This window comes from Algibacter sp. TI.3.09, from assembly GCF_038154905.1.
Classification (GTDB): Bacteria; Bacteroidota; Bacteroidia; order Flavobacteriales; family Flavobacteriaceae; genus Algibacter.
The window spans coordinates 763,900-785,313 of the sequence record NZ_JBAKAN010000002.1 but is presented as its reverse complement, the minus strand read 5'-3'; the positions used below and the strand labels follow the sequence as shown (position 1 = coordinate 785,313).

Below are 21,414 nucleotides of genomic sequence, written 5' to 3'. Positions count from 1 at the left end.
AATATTCAACCTAAAAAAATCTATTTAATAATAGCTGGCTGTACCCATTTAAACTCAAAAGAGTTTTCTGGTACCTTCATACGCTCTGCAACACGCGTCATTCTAGACGGTAATTTCATGAGGTAATCTCTAGCTTTTTCAGCTTCATCATTAAGGTTTGTCATTTTATCAATTTCCCAACGCTTAGTTAGTTTCTCTAAAATATCAATATAATCTAGTGAAGTATAAACTCCAATACGTTGTGCTGTATTAGAAAACTCTTCGAAAGCCGAACCAATTTTACCACCAGTTTCACGTAAAAAGTGAGCAGGCATGGTAATTTTTTGTTTCATCATGTAATGGAAAGCCATCATCATTTGGTTTGGATCCACTTCAAAAATACGCTCTACGAACTCCGAATATGCATGGTGGTGTCTCATTTCATCACCAGCAATAATTTTACACATTTTAGCTAAACGTTTGTTACCAAAATCTTTTGCGATTTTAGCCACACGGTTGTGCGACACGTAAGTTGCTAACTCTTGGAAACTTGTATAAACAAAGTTTTTATATGGATCTCTATCAGTTCCAATATCAAAACCATCAGCAATTAAATGCTGTGTAGTAACTTCTATTTCTCGCATATTTACACGACCAGAAAGATAAAGATATTTATTAAGTACATCACCATGGCGGTTTTCTTCACCTGTCCATTGGCTTACCCATTTAGACCAACCATTTTTACCATTAACTTGGTCTACGCCTTCAACATCCATTAACCAAGACTCGTAAGTTGGTAGTGCTTCTTCAGTAATCATATCACCAACTAAAACCACCCAGAAATCATAAGGTAGCTCTTTAGCTAACTCTCTAATTTCTTTTACTTCTTCAAAAAACTCCTCATCATTACCTTCTGTATTAGGTAAAAAGTCGGTAGGTTGCCATATTTTTTCAATCGGAATTAAATACTTTTCCACTAAGGCATCAATATCCTTTTCCAAAAAGTTCATTACTTCAATTCGTTTGTTTTTTAACGCCATCGGAATGTGTTTTTTAATGTTTTATATGTTCTACAATAGTGGTTTCCACACTATTTATCAAATCTTGTCTATTAGCAAAGGTACTAACTTTTATAGGCTTATGCACGGTAAATTTTATGTGAGTGCCCAAACCCATTGGGAATTTGCCATAACGCAATGTTTTCCAAGAGTTATTTATGGTAATAGGAACAACTAATGCAGATGGTATTTTTTTAAGTAAAATTTCTAATCCTTTTGTTTGAAAAGGCTTCGGGTAACCGTCTACACTGCGCGTACCTTCCGGAAAAATTACTGCTGCTCTTTTGGTTTCTTCTATATACTCACCAAACTTCATAATAGCAGGTAAAGATTGTCTTGGATTTTTACGATCAATTAAACAAGAGCCACCGTGGCGCAAATTGTAAGATACGCTTGGTATGCCTTTTCCTAATTCAATTTTACTAATAAATTTAGGATGATGCTTACGCATATACCACATAAGTGGCGATATATCGTACATACTTTGGTGATTGGAAACAATAATTATAGGCTGGTCGGTAGGAATATCGTGTGGGTTATCAAAAGTAAAACGTGTACCCAAAATATTTAAGCAGCGCATTAAACAAAACTGCAAGGCATCTACACTTTTTTTAAGCGCTTGATACCCAAAAACCCTATAGCAAAATGCCTGAATAGGGTGAAATATAACAATGGTTAATAAAAACGCAAAGGCATATATAATAGTTAGCGGATAAGATATCAGTTTTACCATGCCTCAAAAATAAGTAAAAACTTAGTCTTAAAAAACAGGCACGCACTTGTTATTTTCGCAAATTATTTCACTTGGCATATTTGGCACAGAACAATCTGATAAAATATTCCATTTTGTATTAAATTCAGCTTCAACCCGATTATAGTTTTCTACCAAAGTCTTTAAGTTTTCTACGTTAATAGAAGTAGAATACACCAAATACCCTTGAGGTCCGCCGCAAGCTTTACTGCCATAAGCCATAAACTCGCAAATGTGAGTACCATCGCAAACAGATGTATAAACAATTTCATCAATTTCAATCTTTAACTGAGCCAGTTCTAAACGATCACTCTCTATATCGCCATAATCATCTTCCTCACACTGAAAAGCCATAAACAGCATACTAAACAAAAACAAGCTTGTCAATAAAATCGATTTCCGCATAAAATAGTTTTTATTTTATAGATGCAGAAAACAAGAAATGGTTGCGTAAAAACGCAAAAAAACCACGATAAATCGTGGTTTTTATATAAATTAAATCAAGTTTTTATAAACTAGACTAGCAATTTGCATTGTAAGCATCAACAAGGTTTTCAGCAATTAATTCTGCTGGACGACCTTCAATGTGGTGACGCTCTAACATGTGTACTAATTCGCCATCTTTAAATAAAGCCATACAAGGTGAACTTGGAGGAAACGGAACCATAAATCCACGAGCCGCATCAACAGCCTCCTTATCAACACCTGCAAAAACCGTAGTAATATGGTCTGGGCGTTTTGCGTTTTGTAAACTCATTCTCGCACCTGGACGTGCATTAGCTGCTGCACAACCGCAAACCGAATTTACAACTACAAGTGTAGTTCCCGGTTTTGCAATAGCCGCCTCAACCGCCTCGGCAGTGTGTAATTCTTCAAAACCAACGTTGGTTAAATCCTCACGCATAGGTTTTACTAATTCTGCTGGATACATATCTTTTAAATTTTTATGTTTTATAATTAATCTCTGTTACAAAGTTAGTCAAAAATCATGCGATTTAAGACAACTGTCAGGTTTAAGTCGTTCATAACCACCAAAACCTGACAAATTTACGTATAATTCTTTGGGCGTTTCCCTACGGGTCAGGCTATCCGCTATATCTTTTTTGTTCAAACCAAATTTCGTCATTTATATAAAACCATAGAGCACAGGCAAAGTTCGAGCTAAAATTAAACCACAGGCAAATCACAAAAAAGGATGCCGCTGCTATCCTTAACGCACATATCCGCCAAAATAAATCATAAGTTAAAAGCATCACAAATTCGCCAATGTTGTAACAAAACCCATAAAAATTCAACTAACAATAGTATATTTGAACCATAAAAAACAAACATTACATGAGTTTTTCAAAATGGATAGGCGCCTCTTTAGGCTGGTCGTTTGGCGGACCAATAGGAGCCATAATAGGCTTAGCATTAGGTAGCGTTATAGATGTTATGTCTAATGGAAAAGGAAGTCCTTTTTTAAACCAAGGACAACCGCAAGAAGGCCAACGAAACACATATAGCACACGCACGCAACAACGCCCGCAAACACAATCTGGAGATTTTGAGGTAAGCTTACTTATTTTAGCTTCCATAGTTATAAAAGCCGATGGTAAACAAGACCAACGCGAACTAGATTACGTACGTCAACAATTTGTAAACATGTATGGTAAAGAGCGTGCCAATACTGCTTTTGCGCTTTTCAAAAATATAAACAAACAAAACAATATTTCTACACGCCAGGTCTGTTTACAAATTAAACAAATGATGGACCACCCATCGCGTTTACAACTTATGCACTTTCTATTCGGCATAGCCAAAGCCGATGGTTTAGTAACTGAAGACGAGGTAAAACAAATTTACACCATAGCCGGTTATTTAGGCATAAGCTCTCGCGATTACGAAAGTATAAAAGCCATGTTTTACGATAGTAGTGACAACGCTTATAAGGTTTTGGAAATCACTAAAAGTGCTAGCGTAGACGAAATTAAAAAAGCCTACCGTTCTATGGCTAAAAAATATCATCCGGATAAAGTTATTCACCTAGGAAAAGAGCACCAACAAGGTGCCGAAGAGAAATTTAGACAAGTACAAGCTGCTTACGAGCAAATACAAAAGGAACGTAGATTTTAATTAAGTAGATTAAGCGCTACTTAAAAAAAAGCACTTTTCACATCAAAAACAATTGGTTATAAGAACTTTAAGTAATAAATTTAGTGCATTATACTATATTAATACTTCTTTCTTATGAAAAACATGTTCAATTCTAAAGACACACAGGCTGTAGTTGAAAGAATTAAAACCTTAAACAACCAAGCACAACCGCTTTGGGGCAAAATGAGAGTAGACCAAATGCTAGCACATTGCAACGTAACTTACGAAATGGTTTATGACAATAAGCACCCAAAACCAAATGCTTTTAAACGTTGGATGCTAAAAACCATTGTAAAACCAATAGTTGTAGGAGACAAACCTTATAAAAAGAATAGTCGTACCGCTCCAGAATTTGTAATTACCGATACTAAAAACTTCGATTTAGAAAAAAGCAGACTCGTTGATTTTATTAACAGAACGCAACAGTTAGGCGCAAATCATTTCGAAAATAAAGCATCGCATTCCTTTGGCAACCTAAATAATAAAGAATGGAATACCATGTTTTACAAACACCTAGACCATCACTTAAATCAATTTGGAGTTTAAACCCATAAAAAAAGCCAACTATTAAATAGTTGGCTTTTTAATTTTAATAATATCAATAAGTATTATTTATCGATATAAGTTTTAGTTTCAGTTCCTTTTTCAAAAACCATAACTAATTTATCTTGTTCATCTGTATAAACAGCTTCTAGTTTCCATCCTTCACTTTCAGATGCTTCAATTAAGCACTTACGCACATCAGGATTAAAAAGGTTTAAATTTGTTTTTACTGTATCTGCATTAATATTAACAGAAAATAAAAGCATTGCTGCTACGCTTAATAATTGTAATTTTTTCATTGAGAGAAATTTGTTGGTTAAACATAAAAATTAGTCTGTAAAACTACAATGTATCGCACAATTATAACAAAATATTAGTTAACTGTACTTTATTAACGTCAAACTAAATTACCTAGCTAAAAACCAAAAACTTACACTATTATTTACAATTAAAAACCTTGATAAACTAGAGCGATTTTACTTAAATGCTATAGTAGATTTTTCCTTAGAAACGTTCAAATCAATTGTTCGCCCTAAAATTAGGGCACGATTATCCTTTTCATGTCCCGCAGGCACATTAAAAGCTATTGGGAAATTATAATCTGAAAGAGCATCTAAAAACAATTGCTCTATAGAAGTTCCCCAAGGTGTGGTGTTTTTTCTAACTCGGCTAATACCGCCGATAATAACACCTTTACAATTATCAAAATATCCTGCACGTTTTAAACTTTGTAACATGCGGTCTATATGGTATTTGTACTCACCTACTTCTTCTATAAAAAGAATTTTTCCGTCGGTATCAATACTCGTTTTAGAACCTAACATGGTGTGTAACAAAGTTAAATTACCACCAACTAAAGGTGCAGAAACAGAACCTGCTCGGTTATAAGTGGAACCTTCGAGCGTATAACTTAATGGCTTCCCGAAAATAGCCGCCTTAAAAGTAGCTATTGGTTTCGCTATAGTATTCAAATCATTAGGTAAGCTAACACACATAATACCGTGTATACTTTCTATACCTTCATTGTTAAATTGATTGTGCAACGCCGTAATATCACTATAGCCTATTAACCATTTTGGGTGTTGCTTAAATTTAGTATAATCTAGCTTATCCAAAATCCGAACTGTACCATAACCGCCTCTAGCGCACCAAATGGCACTAACGGTTGGGTTATCTAATGCACTTTGAAAATCGGCACAACGCTCATTATCGGTACCAGCAAAATGATCGGCTTGGCTAAATACATGTTCGCCAACAATGGTATGCAAACCCCAACTTTTAAGTAAAGCTTTGGCCGCTTCAATTTCTTTAACGCCGTTTTTTATAACACCAGATGGTGCAACAATAGCAACCGTGTCGCCTGCTTTTAAATATGGAGGTTGTATCAATTTAGTAGAGTTTTTTAATGGTGTTTCTTGTGCCGATAGTGTTGTTTTTCCGAAGAAAAAAAAGGAACAAAATAAAATTGTAATAAATGTAATTCGTGTCATAATGTAAATGTACATTTTTTTTCTAAATAGGGCTTAAATTGATTACTTTTACCGCTTGAAAAACACTTGTGTTTACGAGTAAAATAGATATATTTTTCAACACAAACAGTTGATTTTAATATAGCTAAACTTCAAAAACACACTCATAATATAATTTTAAATTGATGAACACACCAAAACGATATACCATTACAACCGCTTTACCATACACCAACGGCCCAATACACATCGGCCATTTAGCTGGTGTTTATGTGCCTGCAGATATTTATGTACGCTATTTACGATTAACCGGAAACGATGTTGTATTTATTGGCGGAAGTGATGAACATGGTGTGCCAATTACTATTAAAGCTAAAAACGAAGGTGTAACACCTCAGGATATTGTAGATAAATATCATGCTATTATTAAAAAATCTTTTGTAGATTTTGGAATAACTTACGATAATTATTCTAGAACTTCTGCTCCAATTCATCATGAAACAGCTTCGGAGTTTTTCAAAACTTTAGATGCAAAAGGTGAATTTATTGAAGAAACATCAGAACAATTATACGATGCTGCTGCAAATCAATTTTTAGCAGATAGATTCGTGATTGGAACTTGCCCAAAATGTGGTAATGAAGAAAGTTACGGTGACCAATGTGAAAACTGTGGAACAAGCCATAATGCTACCGATTTAATTAATCCTAAATCGGCTATAACAGGTAATGTACCAACGTTAAAACAAACAAAACACTGGTATTTACCACTAGATAAACATGAAGATTTTTTAAGAGAATGGATTCTTGAAGGACATAAAAAAGACTGGAAACCTAATGTTTACGGACAATGTAAATCTTGGATAGACGATGGTTTACGCCCAAGAGCCGTAACCCGTGATTTAGATTGGGGAATTCCTGTACCTGCTGAAGGTGGAGAAGGCAAAGTACTTTACGTTTGGTTCGATGCACCAATTGGTTATATTTCGTCTACCAAAGAATGGGCTGCTCGCGAAGGAAAAGATTGGGAACCTTACTGGAAAGATAAAGACACAAAATTAGTACACTTTATAGGAAAAGATAATATTGTATTTCACTGTATTATTTTCCCGGCGATGTTAAAAGCTGAAGGATCTTATATTTTACCTGAAAATGTACCAGCAAACGAGTTTTTAAACTTAGAAGGTAATAAATTATCAACTTCTAAAAACTGGGCTGTTTGGTTACCAGAATATTTAGAAGATTTTCCTGGACAACAAGATGTTTTACGTTATGTATTAACAGCAAATGCTCCAGAAACTAAGGATAACGATTTTACCTGGAAAGATTTTCAGGCAAGAAACAACAACGAGTTAGTTGCCATTTTCGGAAACTTTATAAACCGTGTTGTTGTTTTAACTAACAAATATTACGAAGGTGCTGTGCCAACGCCTTCAGCATTCGAACAAGTAGACGAAGAAACTTTAGCCACTGTTAAAGCATATCCAGATGTTATTGCCAGCTCAATAGAGCGTTACCGTTTTAGAGAAGCTAGCCAAGAGTTAATGAATTTAGCACGTTTAGGAAACAAATACTTAGCCGATGCAGAACCTTGGAAAGTAATTAAAGTTGATGCAGAACGCACTAAAACTATTATGTATGTGGCATTACAAATAGCATCGGCATTAGCAACTTTAAGTGAGCCATTTTTACCGTTTACTTCAACTAAATTAAAAAACATATTAAACCATACTGCCTTAGGAACAGAAACTACTTGGAAAGAAGTTGCTATAAAAGAGGTATTACTTCCTGCAGGTCATAAAATTGGTGAAGCTGAATTATTATTTTCTAAAGTAGAAGATGAAACAATTCAAAAACAACTTGATAAACTAGAAGCTAGTAAAAAAGCTAACGAAGCAGCAAATAAAGTAGTAGAACCACAAAAGGACACTATAAACTTTGATGACTTCACTAAACTTGATATGCGTGTTGGTACCATTATAGAAGCTGAAAAAATGCCAAAAGCTAAAAAACTTTTAGTTTTAAAAGTAGATACAGGTATTGATGTTAGAACTATTGTTTCTGGTATTGCAGAAAGCTTTACGCCAGAAGAAGTTGTAGGTAAACGTGTTACTGTTTTGGTAAACCTAGCACCAAGAGCCTTACGCGGTGTAGAAAGTGAAGGCATGATTTTAATGACGGAAAGTGAAGACGGAAAACTTGTATTTGTAAATCCGGATACAGATAATGTTGCGAACGGATTAACTATAAGTTAATCAGAATTTACTAACTTTATAAAAAAACAAGACCTATGTTATCAAAAGCTATAGAAAAAGCATTAAACAATCAAATAAAAATAGAAGCAGAATCGTCTCAAATATATTTAGCAATGGCTTGTTGGGCCGAAGTTAAAGGACTAGAAGGTGTTGCTAGCTTTATGTATGCGCAATCTGACGAGGAACGTGAACACATGCTAAAACTAGTAAAGTTTGTTAATGAGCGTGGTGGCCATGCAAAAATTTCAGAATTATCGGCACCTAACGTAACCTTTAATTCATTTAAAGAAATGTTTGAAAAATTGTTCGAGCACGAGGTATTTGTATCTCAAAGCATAAACGATTTAGTTCACATTAGTTTAGAAGAAAGAGATTATGCATCGCACAACTTTTTACAGTGGTATGTTGCTGAGCAAATAGAAGAAGAAGCCGTAGCTCGCACCATTTTAGATAAAATAAATCTTATTGGAGATGACAAAGGTGGACTATACCTTTTTGATCGCGACATACAAAACCTAACTATAACTTCCGCATCTGCAGAAGGTTTGCAATAATTTTAACATTTAATCTTATTTAGATTTAATAAAAATAGTTATTTTTGCCCAAGATAAATTTGATACCTCTTAAATTTCAGATTCTGTTTTGGGCAAAAAAAAGAAAAAAAAGGCAATTAAAATGTTACGTGAATTAGGAGTAGAACTTCCTGATAAAGTAAAAAGTAGTTGTTGTAAAAAATTTAAAAAAGGAGAAAATAAGCGTTGTAAAAAATGCCCTTGTTTCGACTTGCTTAAAAAAGTGGCCTAATCACTCTTAATACCTAAAAAATATTAATAACAAAAACTATTCGTGTTTTTGTTATTTACTCAAGTTCAATTCCCGATAACGTTAAAAAAATAATTTATAGTGACTACCTATACCGCATAGGGGTCTTAACTTGCGTACATCAAATTGTTTCTCATTTAAGAAGCAATAAATAGTAATAATTTTTAAACCCAAATAGAAACTTAATTAATACATGTAAATGAAAAGAATAGCAATTTTATTAGTGTTAGCATTAACTTTAGCTTCATGCGGCACATCAAAAGTAGTGCGAACTTCAAAAAAAGTAATGAAAGGAAATTGGACGCTAAGTACCATTTCTTATAGTGAAAAAGGCACTTACAACGTATCGCTTTTAGACGATGCTCCAAAGGCATGTTTTGAAGGTAGTGATTGGCAGTTTATTCCGAATAATAATTCAGGAATCTACACCATTAACGATACCAATTGCAGCATTGGTGCTCGTAACTTCATTTTTACCATTCAAGAAGTTGATCCCGCTACCGATTTGTACGATTTCTTATTAAAACCTACAGACGAAAAAGGAAAATCGCCAACAAACTACGGTTACAGAATGCAACTTACTCAACTTACAGAAGCTACAATGCAATGGCAACAAACGCTTAACGTAGAGGGTAAACCATTTACAATTATAATGAATTTTACAAAACAATAAAACATACAGATGAAAACAATATTTAATAAAATCGGATTAGTTCTTTTAGCACTTGTGCTTACAGTAAATGTAACAAGCTGTAAATCGGTACAAAATGCAAATAATAAGCAAAAAGGTGGTGTTATTGGCGCTGCAGGTGGCGCGCTTTTAGGTGCTATTATTGGTAATAACGTTGGTAAAGGTGGCAATGGAGAACTTGGTGCTGTTATTGGTGGCGTTATAGGTGGTGGCGCTGGTGTACTTATTGGTAACAAAATGGATAAGCAAGCCCAACAAATTGAAAACGAAATACCTGGCGCTAAAGTAGAGCGTGTAGACGATGGTATTGTAGTAACTTTTGATGAGAATAGTGGTGTATATTTTAATACAGCAAAGTATAATGTTAACGCAGCTTCTCAAGAAACTTTAAATAAATTAATTGCTGTTTTTCAAGAATACCCAGACACTAACGTATTGGTTGTAGGCCATACAGATAGTGTTGGTAGTGAAGAGTTAAACATGACACTTTCTAAAAATAGAGCAACTGCTGTTACCGATTATTTTTTAAGTAAAGGTTTAAGTAGTGGTCGTTTTACAACCAACTGGTTTGGTGAAGCGCAACCAACAAATGATAATACTACGGCAGAAGGTCGTGCAAAAAACAGAAGGGTAAATATCGCAATTTTACCAAATGAAAAAATGATTGATGATGCTAAAACTGAAGCTGGACAATAAGCTGATTTTTTAGATTAATTAATAATATTAAGGCTATTCTTTTTAAGAACAGCCTTTTTTGATTTTATACACTAACCTATCCGTCGGTTAGTATTTGTTATAAACTTAGGAGGCGGATCGCTATAACGTGGGTCTTGAATAATAGCAAGTTTTTCCATAGTAACAACTTCAATAGTTATACAATCGAATTCCTCTATCACCTTACCTGTAATAGTATAAATCCCCTTACCTCTAAAAGGATATCTACTTGCTACAGGCGGAAAATGAACGGTATCAATAAAATGCCCATCGTAATCTAAAAACGTTCCAAAATGCATGTATTTACCACTAGATGTTACCGTGTTTTTTGTAGTTACCAAATAACCCTCAATAGAAATATTACGATTTTTAAATTTTGGGAGTTGCAATGCTCTTAAAGGTTGTACAGCCGTTTGCTCCAACAAACCAAACGGATTACACAATGTAAAACCTAAGAGTTCTAAAGCATCAAAAGCATCTTCCAAAGCCGAACTTGGCAATTCTGGTGTTTTGTAATCTATACGTTTAGTTTCAAACAAATTAATAACATGTTCTTGCACCACTGTTTTACTTATTTTTAAATGAGCTTCCCAAAGTAATTCGCGCTTATTAACACCCGTAAACCGAAACGCATTTATTTTAATTAGAATGGCGATTTGCTCGACAGATATACTTAACCGCTCAACACAATTGTCTAGACTTTTAAACGCACCATGCTCCTCTCGGTCTAAAAGTAATTTCTTAATAGTTTTTACTTCCAAACCATGCAAAAACATAAAACCTAAATAAATATGTTTACCAATAATAATAGTTTCACTAAAACTTGTGTTAACACAAGGTGCCTCAATAATACCACCATGCATTCTAGCCTCGTGCACATAAAGTTCTGTGCTATAAAAACCACCAAAATTATTAATAGTAGCCACCATATATTCCAACGGGAAATAGGCTTTTAAAAACAAACTCTGGTAACTTTCTACCGCATAAGATGCCGAGTGTCCCTTTGCAAATGCATAACCAGCAAAGCTTTCAATTTGTTTCCAAATCTCTTCAATTAAATGTTCTGGCTCTCCTTTTTGTCTACAATTGCTGAAAAAAAGATTTTTCACAGATAGAAATTCATCACGAGATCTAAACTTACCCGACATACCGCGTCGTAATTTATCAGCTTCAGCTAAAGTTAAACCTCCAAAATAATGCGCCACTTTAATAACATCTTCTTGGTATACCATAACGCCATAGGTTTCGGGCATAATACTAAGCAAAACGGGGTGTGCTTGCTTACAACGTTCCGGATCGCGATAACGCAATATATATTCGCGCATCATACCCGATTTAGCAACTCCAGGACGAATAATAGAACTCGCAGCTACTAACCCCAAATAGTTATCAACCTGAAGTTTTTTAAGTAACATACGCATAGCAGGCGATTCAACATAAAAACACCCAATGGCCTGAGCGTGTCGCAAAATATGCTTAATATTTTCATCCGTTTTAAAACCTTTAATATCATGAATATCGATAGGTTCTTTTTCTGGATGATTATATTTTACAATATCTACGGTGTCTTTAATTTTTCCTAAACCACGTTGGCTTAATATATCGAATTTATAAAGCCCAATATCTTCAGCAACTACCATATCAAAATGTGTGGTAGCAAAGCCTTTCGGCGGAAAAAATGTTGCTGTATAATAATGAATAGGCTTTTCTGAAATAATAATTCCACTAGCATGAATTCCCAAATAATTAGGAAACCCCTGAATATATTCGCTGTAAACAAGTACTAATTTTGATAGTTTATCTAAGGCTTCAATATTGTAGCGGCCTTTGCTAAGCATATCTATTTCCGATTTTGGTAAGCCGAAAACCTTACCCAATTCGCGTACCGACGCTTTAAATTTAAACGTATTGTAAACTGCTAAAAGCGAAGTGTTTTTAAATGTTTTAAAAATGAATTGTGTAATATCATCCCGATCGGTCCAAGAAAAATCAATGTCAAAATCCGGCGGATTCTTTCGGTATAGATTTATAAAACGTTCAAAGTACAAATCGAGTTCTACGGGGTCAACATCCGTAATTCGCAATAAATACGCAACAATACTATTGGCGCCACTACCTCTACCTACATAATAATAATTTTTACTTCTGGCGTATTTTAAAATTTTCCAATTCATTAAAAAATAAGACACAAACTGCTTCTCTTTAATAATGCTTAACTCTTTTTTTATTCGATTAAAGATAACATCATCTGGGTTTTGATAACGATACGCCAAACCACTATAGGCAAGTCTTTCGAGCAATTTATAATCTAACTCCTCACTTTTAGTATACGATTTTTGATTGTTAGGTGTACTTTTCGAGAAATCGAAATTTATAGAACATCGGCTCAAAATAGCTTTAGTGTTTTTTATAAGCTCAGGGAATTCTCTGTAAACATCGTATAGTTTATTAGCAGAAAGCATAACATCGGTTTCTAAACCTTCTTCATTTTTTGACAACTTACTTAACAGCGTATTATTATCTATTGCACGCAACAAACGGTGGGTGTTAAATCCTTTTTTATTTTCAAAAGAAACCGATTGTAAAACCACTAATTTGGAGACGTCTTTTTTCTGTTTAGAAAACTTAAGTTTATTTAAATCTTGTGGCTTTACACCTAAAAACTCATGTTTTTTTAAGTTGAAACTTCCATCTTGTTTGTAAGGATAAATAACAAATGTATCGTCTAATTGAGGAGCGCAATCTGGGATTACTAAACTAGCATCATGCAAAAAAGTAGATAAATAATTATTAATATTATAGAACCCCTTGTTGCTCCTAGCAAGGAGTATAAATTTTTGTTCTGCTCCATTTCTAAAATCTACACCCAATACTGGTTTTATTTTATATTTTTCAGATAACCGAACAAAATCTAAACACGCCGATGTGTTATTAATATCGGTTAGAGCCATAGTTTTAAAGCCATATTCCGCAGAGATGGCAAGTAGTTTTTCGGGGCTTATTGTCCCATAACGCAAGCTGAAATATGAATGACAATTTAAATACATAAGTTTTACAAAATTAGCTACATTTAAAAGTAATTGTTGCTTACATTTGTAGTAAACCAAATTAAATATTAAAACGAGTAATGAAATTCATTCAATCCAACATTAAACATTTACGTACTTTGAAAAGTTTTTCTCAGGAACGTTTTGCGGACGAATTAGGTTGGACACGCTCCATTGTGGGTTCTTATGAAGAAGGCCGCTCAGAACCTCCTATAGATCGTTTAATAGAGCTTTCTACCTATTTCAACATACCAATAGATATTTTAGTTAAAAACGATTTAAGGCGTACTAAAAACACTTCTTTTATTGAAGTAGGAAACAAGCGTGTACTATTTCCGGTAACGGTAAACGACATGGACGAAGATTTAATAGAAATTGTGCCTACCAAAGCTTCGGCGGGATATTTACAAGGCTATGCAGATCCAGAATATATAGAGCAACTTCAAAAAATAAAACTCCCCTTTTTACCAACAGGAACGCATCGTGCATTTCCGATAAGTGGAGATTCTATGTTGCCCGTAAAAAGCGGCTCTTTTATTGTTGCAAAATTTATCGATACAATAACCGATGTAAAAAACGGACGCACTTATATTATACTCACCAAAGACGATGGTTTAGTATATAAAAGAGTCTATAATAAAATTGAAGAAAAAGACTCTTTAGAGTTACATTCTGATAATAAACTATACGCACCATACGATGTAAAAACTGCCGACATTATGGAAATTTGGGAGTTTACGTGTTGTATTAACACGCAAGAATATAGTGAAGAAGAACTGAAACTAAGTAGTATTGTAAACATGTTTCAGGAACTTAAAGTAGAGCTAAAATCGATTAAAGGCTTAGAAAACTATGATTTTTAATATTACATTAACCAACCGAAATAATGATAAGGGCCTCTATTTTTTAAAAGACCAACGTATCATTAAAAATAAAACCCAAACCCTATGGCTATACAGTTAAAACAATCTGCTCCTTTAACGCTTTTTAATCCTGAAGAAACAGAAAACGCAGGTGCGCTTTATTTCGATACAGGTATTTCGGCAGGTTACCCTGCTCCTACCGAGGATTTTAGCCAGCAGCATCTTTCTCTAGATACTGAGCTAGTTAAAAATAAAGAAACTACATTCTATGCACGTGTAAGCGGGCAATCTATGATTGGTGCAGGACTAGATGATAACGATTTATTAGTAATAGATAGAAGCATAGAGCCTACAAATAATAAAATTGCGGTTTGCTTTTTAGATGGTGAGTTTACTGTAAAACGTTTAAAAGTGGATAAAGATGAAATGTGGTTAAAACCAGAAAACCCAAACTACCCTATTATTAAAATTACTAGTGATAATAAGTTTCTTATTTGGGGGATTGTAACTAATGTGATTAAAAAGGTATAAATATTAAGCCACATTATACTTAAATTTAAGACATAAAAAAATGCGAAGTTAAAGCTTCGCATTTTTTATATAATATAAAATTGATGTTTTAGTCTGCTAAAACAATCAACTTATTGTTTTTTAATTCTAACGTTCCAGAGTTAATTTTTAACAATGTAGCTCCTTTATCGTTTTTGGTAAATTTATCTTGAACCGCTTCATCTAATTCTACGTTTCCTGAAATTTTCACAAAACCTTCTTTTAAAATAGATATAATTGGCACGTGATTATTTAACATTTCAAATTCGCCATTTACTCCTGGAACAGCAACGCTAGTTACTTCTCCACTAAATAAGGTTGCTTCTGGTGATACAATTTCTAAATACATAATTTTTAAGTATTCAGTAATCAGTAATCAGTATTCAGTCGCGTAATGCTGACTGTTGACTTATAACTGCTTACTAGGTTTACGCTTCAGCTAACATTTTATCTCCAGCTTCGATAGCTTCTTCAATAGTTCCTTTAAGGTTAAACGCTGCTTCTGGTAAGTGATCTAATTCACCGTCCATAATCATGTTAAATCCTTTAATAGTTTCTTTAATATCTACTAAAACACCTTTAAGACCTGTAAATTGCTCTGCTACGTGGAAAGGTTGAGATAAGAAACGTTGTACACGTCTTGCTCTACCTACAGCTAGTTTATCTTCTTCAGATAATTCCTCCATACCAAGGATAGCAATAATATCTTGTAATTCTTTGTAACGTTGTAATAACTCTTTAACACGTTGTGCACAGTTATAGTGATCGTCACCTAAAATATCAGCAGTTAAAATTCTTGAAGTAGAATCTAATGGATCTACCGCAGGATAAATACCTAACTCAGCAATTTTACGAGACAATACTGTTGTTGCATCTAAGTGAGCAAAGGTTGTAGCCGGTGCAGGATCCGTTAAATCATCCGCAGGTACGTATACCGCTTGTACAGATGTAATAGAACCTCTTTTAGTTGAAGTAATACGCTCTTGCATAGCACCCATTTCTGTTGCTAATGTTGGTTGGTAACCTACTGCAGAAGGCATACGACCTAATAAAGCAGATACCTCAGAACCAGCTTGTGTAAAACGGAAGATATTATCTACGAAGAATAATACATCTTTCCCTTGTCCTTCACCAGCACCATCACGGAAATACTCAGCAATAGTTAAACCAGATAATGCTACACGAGCACGAGCTCCAGGAGGCTCATTCATTTGTCCAAATACGAAAGTCGCTTTAGATTCTTTCATTCCAGATTTATCAACTTTAGATAAATCCCATCCACCTTCTTCCATAGAGTGCATAAAGTCATCACCATACTTGATAATTCCTGACTCTAACATTTCACGTAGTAAATCATTTCCTTCACGAGTTCTTTCACCCACTCCAGCAAATACAGATAAACCACCGTGTCCTTTTGCTATATTGTTAATCAACTCCTGAATTAATACTGTCTTACCTACTCCAGCACCACCAAATAAACCAATTTTACCACCTTTTGCATAAGGCTCAATTAAATCGATTACTTTAATACCTGTAAATAAAACTTCAGTAGAGGTTGATAAATCTTCAAATTTTGGTGCTTGACGGTGAATTGGTAACCCAGCAGAACCTGCTTTAGGTAAATCTCCAAGACCATCGATAGCATCTCCAATTACGTTGAATAAACGTCCGTAAACATCATCACCAACCGGCATTTGTATAGGTGCACCAGTAGCAGTAACCTCTGTACCTCTGCTTAATCCATCAGAAGAATCCATAGCGATAGTACGCACAGTATCTTCACCAATGTGAGATTGTACTTCTAATACTAAAAGAGATCCATCTGCTTTTTTAATTTCTAATGAATCATAAATTTTTGGAAGTTCAGCACCAGCTCCGAATTCAACATCGATAACTGGACCTACTATTTGTGCAACTTTACCTGTAACTTTAGACATTACTTATGTGTTTAATATTATGCGTTTTAATTCAGTGAAAACACTTTGAGTTTTCGCGTGCAAATATAGTGGTTTTAATTTAAAATGAAAGTCGTTTTTATAATAAAAAAACGCATTCCATTGGAACACGTTTTTTATATTTTTAATAATTGCGCTTTTATTGTAATGTAGGCGCGTAATTTGTTGGGTAATCTCCCGGATTTGGAACATTACCAGAGTCAATAAAATTAGCACCAAAAGAGGTGTCTATAGCTTCTAAAAACTTGTATGCCATATATGAATATCCTCTTGCTGTTAAATGAATTCCATCTAAACTAACAGCTCCACCAGTTACTAAACTCGCATTTAGTGTGTAATCGCCATAAAGAATTCCTGTTGTGGCTAATTCTGATAAAATAGTATTTAAATCTACTAAAGCAATATTATCATTAGCATCTGACACGGCTTTAATTGTTACATTATACGCATCTGTTGCTTCTTTAATAGCTAATTGTTCTTCTGGTGTTAAAACCCATTGATCTGCTAATGGTACGGCAACACCGTTTATACTTTGTGCGTTTCCAGGGATAGCTTCTGTTCCTATAAAAGAAGATGAACTAAGTACAAGTAAATCATCTGCAGTAGCTTGTCTATACTTTGGAATTTCAGCGAAAGCAGAATTAATCGCCCCTAAATCGGTTAAATCCTCATCTATGATAACAACTGCGTTTTGTCCTTCAACAAACTTTATAGTTCTTTTTGCAACTTCTTCAGCTGTAAACAAACCAGAACCCTGCAATGCAGCGTAAGCTTGTTGTAAACCACCATTATATGTGCCATACGCAGCCACACTGTTTAAAAAACTAGCAGTACCAGCATCTAATGGAATTGGATTATAAGGCACTGTTGTAAAATGTGGTAAATCTGTAATATATGGTACATTTGTAACCACACCTTTAGCACCACCACTTGTTAGTGTTGTAACTAAATTACTAAAAACACTAGCAAAAACATTAGGGTCTGTAATATCATTACTTCCGTATGTAGAAGGATCTAAATTCTCTTTTTGATCTACACCACTTCCACCAGAAACCGCAAAACTTAAAACATCATTCGCTCCCATTTCTGATAAAGTAAAAAACGTAGGACTTTGCGCCATAGCGTCTCCTAACATAGTTGCGCTTGGACTTGATGCCATTCTTACAAAGTAAGGATTAGCATAAGAACCTACTCCTGCAAGACTACCGTAAGAATCTGATAATAAATGAAAACTTTTTGCTCCTGGAACACCTAAATTACGAAAAGGCCCGGTTGGGTTGTTTAAAACAATATCTGTAGACACCGTTACTGGGCCAACCACAGACTCTAAAGGCACTGGAGTAGAACCGCCAAAAACAAGTCTTGGTTCTGCTATTCTTGTACCTCCTGCTGCCAAGCCACCAAAATTATCATTGGTTAATGGTTGTGTAAAATCTCCACCGCCTACACCAGCAAATTGATTTGCCAATATATTTGGAAAAGAATTATTTTGCCCCGCCATAAAAAGCGCGCCATCTGTATATCCTGCCGTAAAAGATGCCCCAAGAGACACGTATGTTGTAAAATCTGCCGAGCCAGAAGTTAGTTCTGGCAAAACCTCAGCGGCTTCATCTCTATTAACGTCTTCAATTTCGTTACAACTTGTAAAACCAATTAAAGCTGATAATACTAATATATATTTTGTGTTTTTCATCTTATAAATTATTAATTGTCCATGAAACATAATACATTGATCCAATATGACCTGTACCCACTGCTGTGAAATATTCATCTCCTAAAAGATTAGTTGCACCTGCCTTAAAAATAGATTTCATAGATGGAACCTTTAAGTTAATTTGCGCATCTACAACATGGAATTCTGGAACAACACCATTTGCAAAAGTTGCTTCCCAATAATAATCGTCACTAAATCTATAAGCTATGTTAAATCCGAAGTTTTCAAATAAATCCGTATTACCAAAAGACGCTTTAAATTTATGTTCTGGCGTATTAAAGTTTGTTGCAAAATCTGGATATGCTTCGCTATCAAAATCTAATTTAGCATAAGTATAACTTCCGCTTAAATCGAAATCACCAAATACTTTAGTAGATACTCCAACAGATGTACCGTACGAGTTTACATTAGCTTCAGAGTTTGTATATGTACTATATGCTTGGCTATCTCCATTTGCCAAAGCAGCTACAGATGCACCACCATCACCAACTGTTCCATAAAAAGGAGCAACCACAACTTCTTGAGATATAAAATCTTTATAGCTATTGTAATAAGCACTAACATCTACAGTAATTTTATTAAACTTACCTCTATACCCAACTTCTCCAGATGTTACTTGTTCTGGTTTTACTAAATCTGGGTTTGCAATTTCTAATACCGCAGGGTTTCCTGTAGCAGCTAGTTCTAAAGCAGAACTTGCAGTATATGAATTATTATAAGCCGCAGCTCCTGTTTGAGTAACGCTAGGCGATTGCACAATAGCAGCACCTCCGGGTGATAAATCGTAATTTCTAGTCCATCTATCTAAATTACTAGGAGCAGAACCTACTAAAATTGCTCTACCCGCATTTAGGCCGATAAATAAATCTTGAGTTGTAGGGTTTCTAAATCCTGTTTGCACAGAAGCTCTAACATTATGGTTTTGATTAAGTGTAAGTGCTGCAGAAATTCTTGGAGACACAAAACCATCAAAAAACTCAGACTTATCATAACGAGCTGACCCCGTTAATTTTAATTCCATTTCATCGTTAAGCTCAAGGTTTTTCTGAATTTGAGTATAAATTCCATATTCAGAATATGTAATAGGACCATCAATATCTGTATAAATAGTACCTGAAGAATTTAAACTATATTCTCTAAAAGAACCACCAACTTGAATATCGGCAAAATCGATAAGATGACTAAAATTATAATTAGCATCCGCATGATAATATTTAGAAGCATCTTGAAATTTAGAACCCGTAGTTAAATCCGGATCTGCTATACTTTTGTTAAATGCAGCAACGAACTCATCAGAGCCTGGAAGAAATCTTCCTGTATCAGCAACATTTCTTGCTGCAGCGTGTGCTTGAGTTTCATCTGCACCACCAAGGGTTGCAGAAATAAAGGCTCCAGTATACTCACCAAACCAGGTATTATTATCTTTCCAAGCACTATTAATATTAATACCTGTAAAAACCATATCATAAGAATCTCCAGCTTTATCTGATACTACGTAGCCTCTAACAAAGAAGTTATCGTTTCTAATTTCAATTTTATGTTGTTCTTGAAAAAAGTTATTAATGTTATATCTGTTTGTGCCTTGGTAAATTGTTGAACCTGTTCCAACCTTACCAACATAAGATATTTCAAAATCATTTTCCCATGGACGGTAGTATAGCCCCCAATCAGATTTAATACTACTTGCATCGTAATTCGTTAAATCTCTTTCATCATAACCTGTTCTACTTACATCCACAAGTGGTACTAAATTTACTAAAGCAGGATTAGGTAAATTCGCTAAAAAAGTTTCGCTTTCTATTACGTTTTTTAAATTTGTAGAAACTTCATCTCCATAAACATTAATACCGTCGTAATCTATATTTGCTCTTGTTCCACCTATATTCGTTTTATCGTCTTCATTAACTGCAGCCCAATCGGTTCCTTTTAAGTAACCGAAATTTACTTTAGCTGCAAATTTATTACTGAATTTATAAGCTGCACGAATACTAACATCTGTATACTCATTATCTCCAGAAGCTTCTTGTGACGTAAGACCTCTTTTTACAGACGCACTAATACCTTGGTGATCGAAAGGATTTTTACTTCGCATAAATAAAATACCATTAAAGGCATTTGCTCCGTATAATGCAGAAGATGCTCCAGGCAGTAATTCTACACTTAAAACATCTGTTTCTGTCATACCTACCAAATTTCCAATAGGGAAATTTAATGCAGGTGTTGAATTATCCATACCATCAACCAATTGCATGAATCTATTATTAGCAAATGTTGCAAAACCTCTTGTATTTACCGACTTAAAAGTTAAACTATTGGTATTAACATCTACACCTTTTAAGTTCTCTAAACCGTCGTAAAAATCGGCAGATGCAGTATTTTTAATTTCTTTTAATCCAAAACGCTCTACTGTAACAGGAGATTCAAAGATTCTTTCGGGAGTTCTAGAAGCTGAAATAACAACTTCATCTAAAGAAGTTCCTTCTTTTAAAATAAAATCTACTTTTTGATTCCTTTTGGTTATTTCTACCGTAACTGTTTCAAAGCCTACACTACTGGCTTGAACTGAGAACGGTGGGTTTTGATTGTAGGTTAAAGAAAAGTTACCATCAAAATCTGTAACGTTTCCTGTAGAGGTGCCAACTACAATAATATTGGCTCCAGGAATGGGTTGGCTATTGTCATCGACAACAGTACCAGTAATAGTTGTTTGGGAAAAAGTTATTCCGCAAAAAAACAACGTAAAAAATAGGAGAATTGCTTTCATTTATATGAACGAATTTAGATTTAGAATAGCAATATATGTATATTAAGTATTATTTACACATAAAAAAGTAAAAAAATTATGCGCGCATAGCACTTATTGATAAAAAA

General features: G+C 34.4%; 19 protein-coding genes. 8 read left to right on the top strand and 11 right to left on the bottom strand.

Going from position 1 to position 21,414, the window contains the following annotated elements; translation table 11 throughout:
• Positions 1-20 precede the first annotated feature (20 nt).
• From V6246_RS10990 to V6246_RS10975, 4 genes are all read right to left on the bottom strand, one after another.
• Positions 21-1,019, bottom strand: a complete 999-nt coding sequence (locus V6246_RS10990) for an acyl-ACP desaturase (protein WP_341560540.1) — start codon at positions 1,017-1,019, stop codon at positions 21-23.
• Between the two features lie 13 nt (positions 1,020-1,032).
• On the bottom strand, positions 1,033-1,770 hold the full coding sequence (locus V6246_RS10985) for a lysophospholipid acyltransferase family protein (RefSeq protein ID WP_341560538.1): 738 nt from the start codon (positions 1,768-1,770) through the stop codon (positions 1,033-1,035).
• 27 nt (positions 1,771-1,797) lie between these two features.
• Positions 1,798-2,193 (bottom strand): hypothetical protein, encoded by a 396-nt coding sequence (locus V6246_RS10980; protein WP_341560536.1) that lies wholly within the window; start codon positions 2,191-2,193, stop codon positions 1,798-1,800.
• Between the two features lie 115 nt (positions 2,194-2,308).
• Positions 2,309-2,719 carry a BrxA/BrxB family bacilliredoxin gene (locus V6246_RS10975; RefSeq protein WP_042503973.1) on the bottom strand — a complete coding sequence of 137 codons (411 nt, stop codon included), beginning with the start codon at positions 2,717-2,719 and terminating at the stop codon, positions 2,309-2,311.
• Between the two features lie 404 nt (positions 2,720-3,123).
• On the opposite strand from V6246_RS10975, the gene V6246_RS10970 reads away from it, so the two are divergent.
• Both V6246_RS10970 and V6246_RS10965 read left to right on the top strand, forming a co-directional pair.
• Entirely contained in the window at positions 3,124-3,903 is a 780-nt protein-coding gene (locus V6246_RS10970; RefSeq protein ID WP_341560534.1) for a TerB family tellurite resistance protein, read from the top strand.
• Between the two features lie 114 nt (positions 3,904-4,017).
• Positions 4,018-4,470, top strand: a complete 453-nt coding sequence (locus V6246_RS10965) for a DUF1569 domain-containing protein (protein WP_341560532.1) — start codon at positions 4,018-4,020, stop codon at positions 4,468-4,470.
• A 62-nt stretch (positions 4,471-4,532) separates the two neighbouring features.
• On the opposite strand, the gene V6246_RS10960 is transcribed toward V6246_RS10965, so the two are convergent.
• Complete coding sequence (locus V6246_RS10960) at positions 4,533-4,766, bottom strand: hypothetical protein (protein ID WP_341560531.1); 234 nt, start codon at positions 4,764-4,766, stop codon at positions 4,533-4,535.
• A gap of 177 nt (positions 4,767-4,943) precedes the next feature.
• On the bottom strand, positions 4,944-5,972 hold the full coding sequence (locus tag V6246_RS10955) for a S66 peptidase family protein (RefSeq protein ID WP_341560529.1): 1,029 nt from the start codon (positions 5,970-5,972) through the stop codon (positions 4,944-4,946).
• A gap of 149 nt (positions 5,973-6,121) precedes the next feature.
• On the opposite strand from V6246_RS10955, the gene metG reads away from it, so the two are divergent.
• From metG to V6246_RS10935, 4 genes are all read left to right on the top strand, one after another.
• Positions 6,122-8,188, top strand: coding sequence for a methionine--tRNA ligase (gene metG / locus V6246_RS10950; protein WP_341560527.1), 2,067 nt, complete (start codon positions 6,122-6,124; stop codon positions 8,186-8,188).
• Positions 8,189-8,223: 35 nt separating this feature from the next.
• Positions 8,224-8,742 (top strand): ferritin, encoded by a 519-nt coding sequence (locus V6246_RS10945; protein ID WP_341560526.1) that lies wholly within the window; start codon positions 8,224-8,226, stop codon positions 8,740-8,742.
• Positions 8,743-9,209: 467 nt separating this feature from the next.
• Positions 9,210-9,683 carry a lipocalin gene (locus V6246_RS10940; RefSeq protein ID WP_341560524.1) on the top strand — a complete coding sequence of 158 codons (474 nt, stop codon included), beginning with the start codon at positions 9,210-9,212 and terminating at the stop codon, positions 9,681-9,683.
• Between the two features lie 9 nt (positions 9,684-9,692).
• A complete protein-coding gene (locus tag V6246_RS10935) occupies positions 9,693-10,397 on the top strand; it encodes an OmpA family protein (RefSeq protein WP_341560522.1) in 705 nt (234 codons plus the stop codon).
• Between the two features lie 71 nt (positions 10,398-10,468).
• Here V6246_RS10935 and V6246_RS10930 read toward each other — a convergent pair whose 3' ends face one another.
• Complete coding sequence (locus V6246_RS10930; protein ID WP_341560520.1) at positions 10,469-13,462, bottom strand: DNA polymerase III subunit alpha; 2,994 nt, start codon at positions 13,460-13,462, stop codon at positions 10,469-10,471.
• A gap of 80 nt (positions 13,463-13,542) precedes the next feature.
• Between V6246_RS10930 and V6246_RS10925 the strand changes: the two genes are divergently transcribed.
• A complete protein-coding gene (locus V6246_RS10925; RefSeq protein WP_341560519.1) occupies positions 13,543-14,325 on the top strand; it encodes an XRE family transcriptional regulator in 783 nt (260 codons plus the stop codon).
• A gap of 84 nt (positions 14,326-14,409) precedes the next feature.
• Entirely contained in the window at positions 14,410-14,856 is a 447-nt protein-coding gene (locus V6246_RS10920) for a LexA family protein (RefSeq protein WP_341560517.1), read from the top strand.
• 88 nt (positions 14,857-14,944) lie between these two features.
• Here V6246_RS10920 and V6246_RS10915 read toward each other — a convergent pair whose 3' ends face one another.
• The 4 genes from V6246_RS10915 to V6246_RS10900 form a co-directional block, all read right to left on the bottom strand.
• A complete protein-coding gene (locus V6246_RS10915) occupies positions 14,945-15,223 on the bottom strand; it encodes a F0F1 ATP synthase subunit epsilon (RefSeq protein WP_042499551.1) in 279 nt (92 codons plus the stop codon).
• A gap of 79 nt (positions 15,224-15,302) precedes the next feature.
• On the bottom strand, positions 15,303-16,811 hold the full coding sequence (gene atpD / locus V6246_RS10910; protein ID WP_159018926.1) for a F0F1 ATP synthase subunit beta: 1,509 nt from the start codon (positions 16,809-16,811) through the stop codon (positions 15,303-15,305).
• A gap of 157 nt (positions 16,812-16,968) precedes the next feature.
• On the bottom strand, positions 16,969-18,522 hold the full coding sequence (locus tag V6246_RS10905; protein ID WP_341560514.1) for a G-D-S-L family lipolytic protein: 1,554 nt from the start codon (positions 18,520-18,522) through the stop codon (positions 16,969-16,971).
• A gap of 1 nt (position 18,523) precedes the next feature.
• Positions 18,524-21,307, bottom strand: coding sequence for a TonB-dependent receptor (locus tag V6246_RS10900; RefSeq protein WP_341560512.1), 2,784 nt, complete (start codon positions 21,305-21,307; stop codon positions 18,524-18,526).
• Between the last annotated feature and the right edge of the window lie 107 nt (positions 21,308-21,414).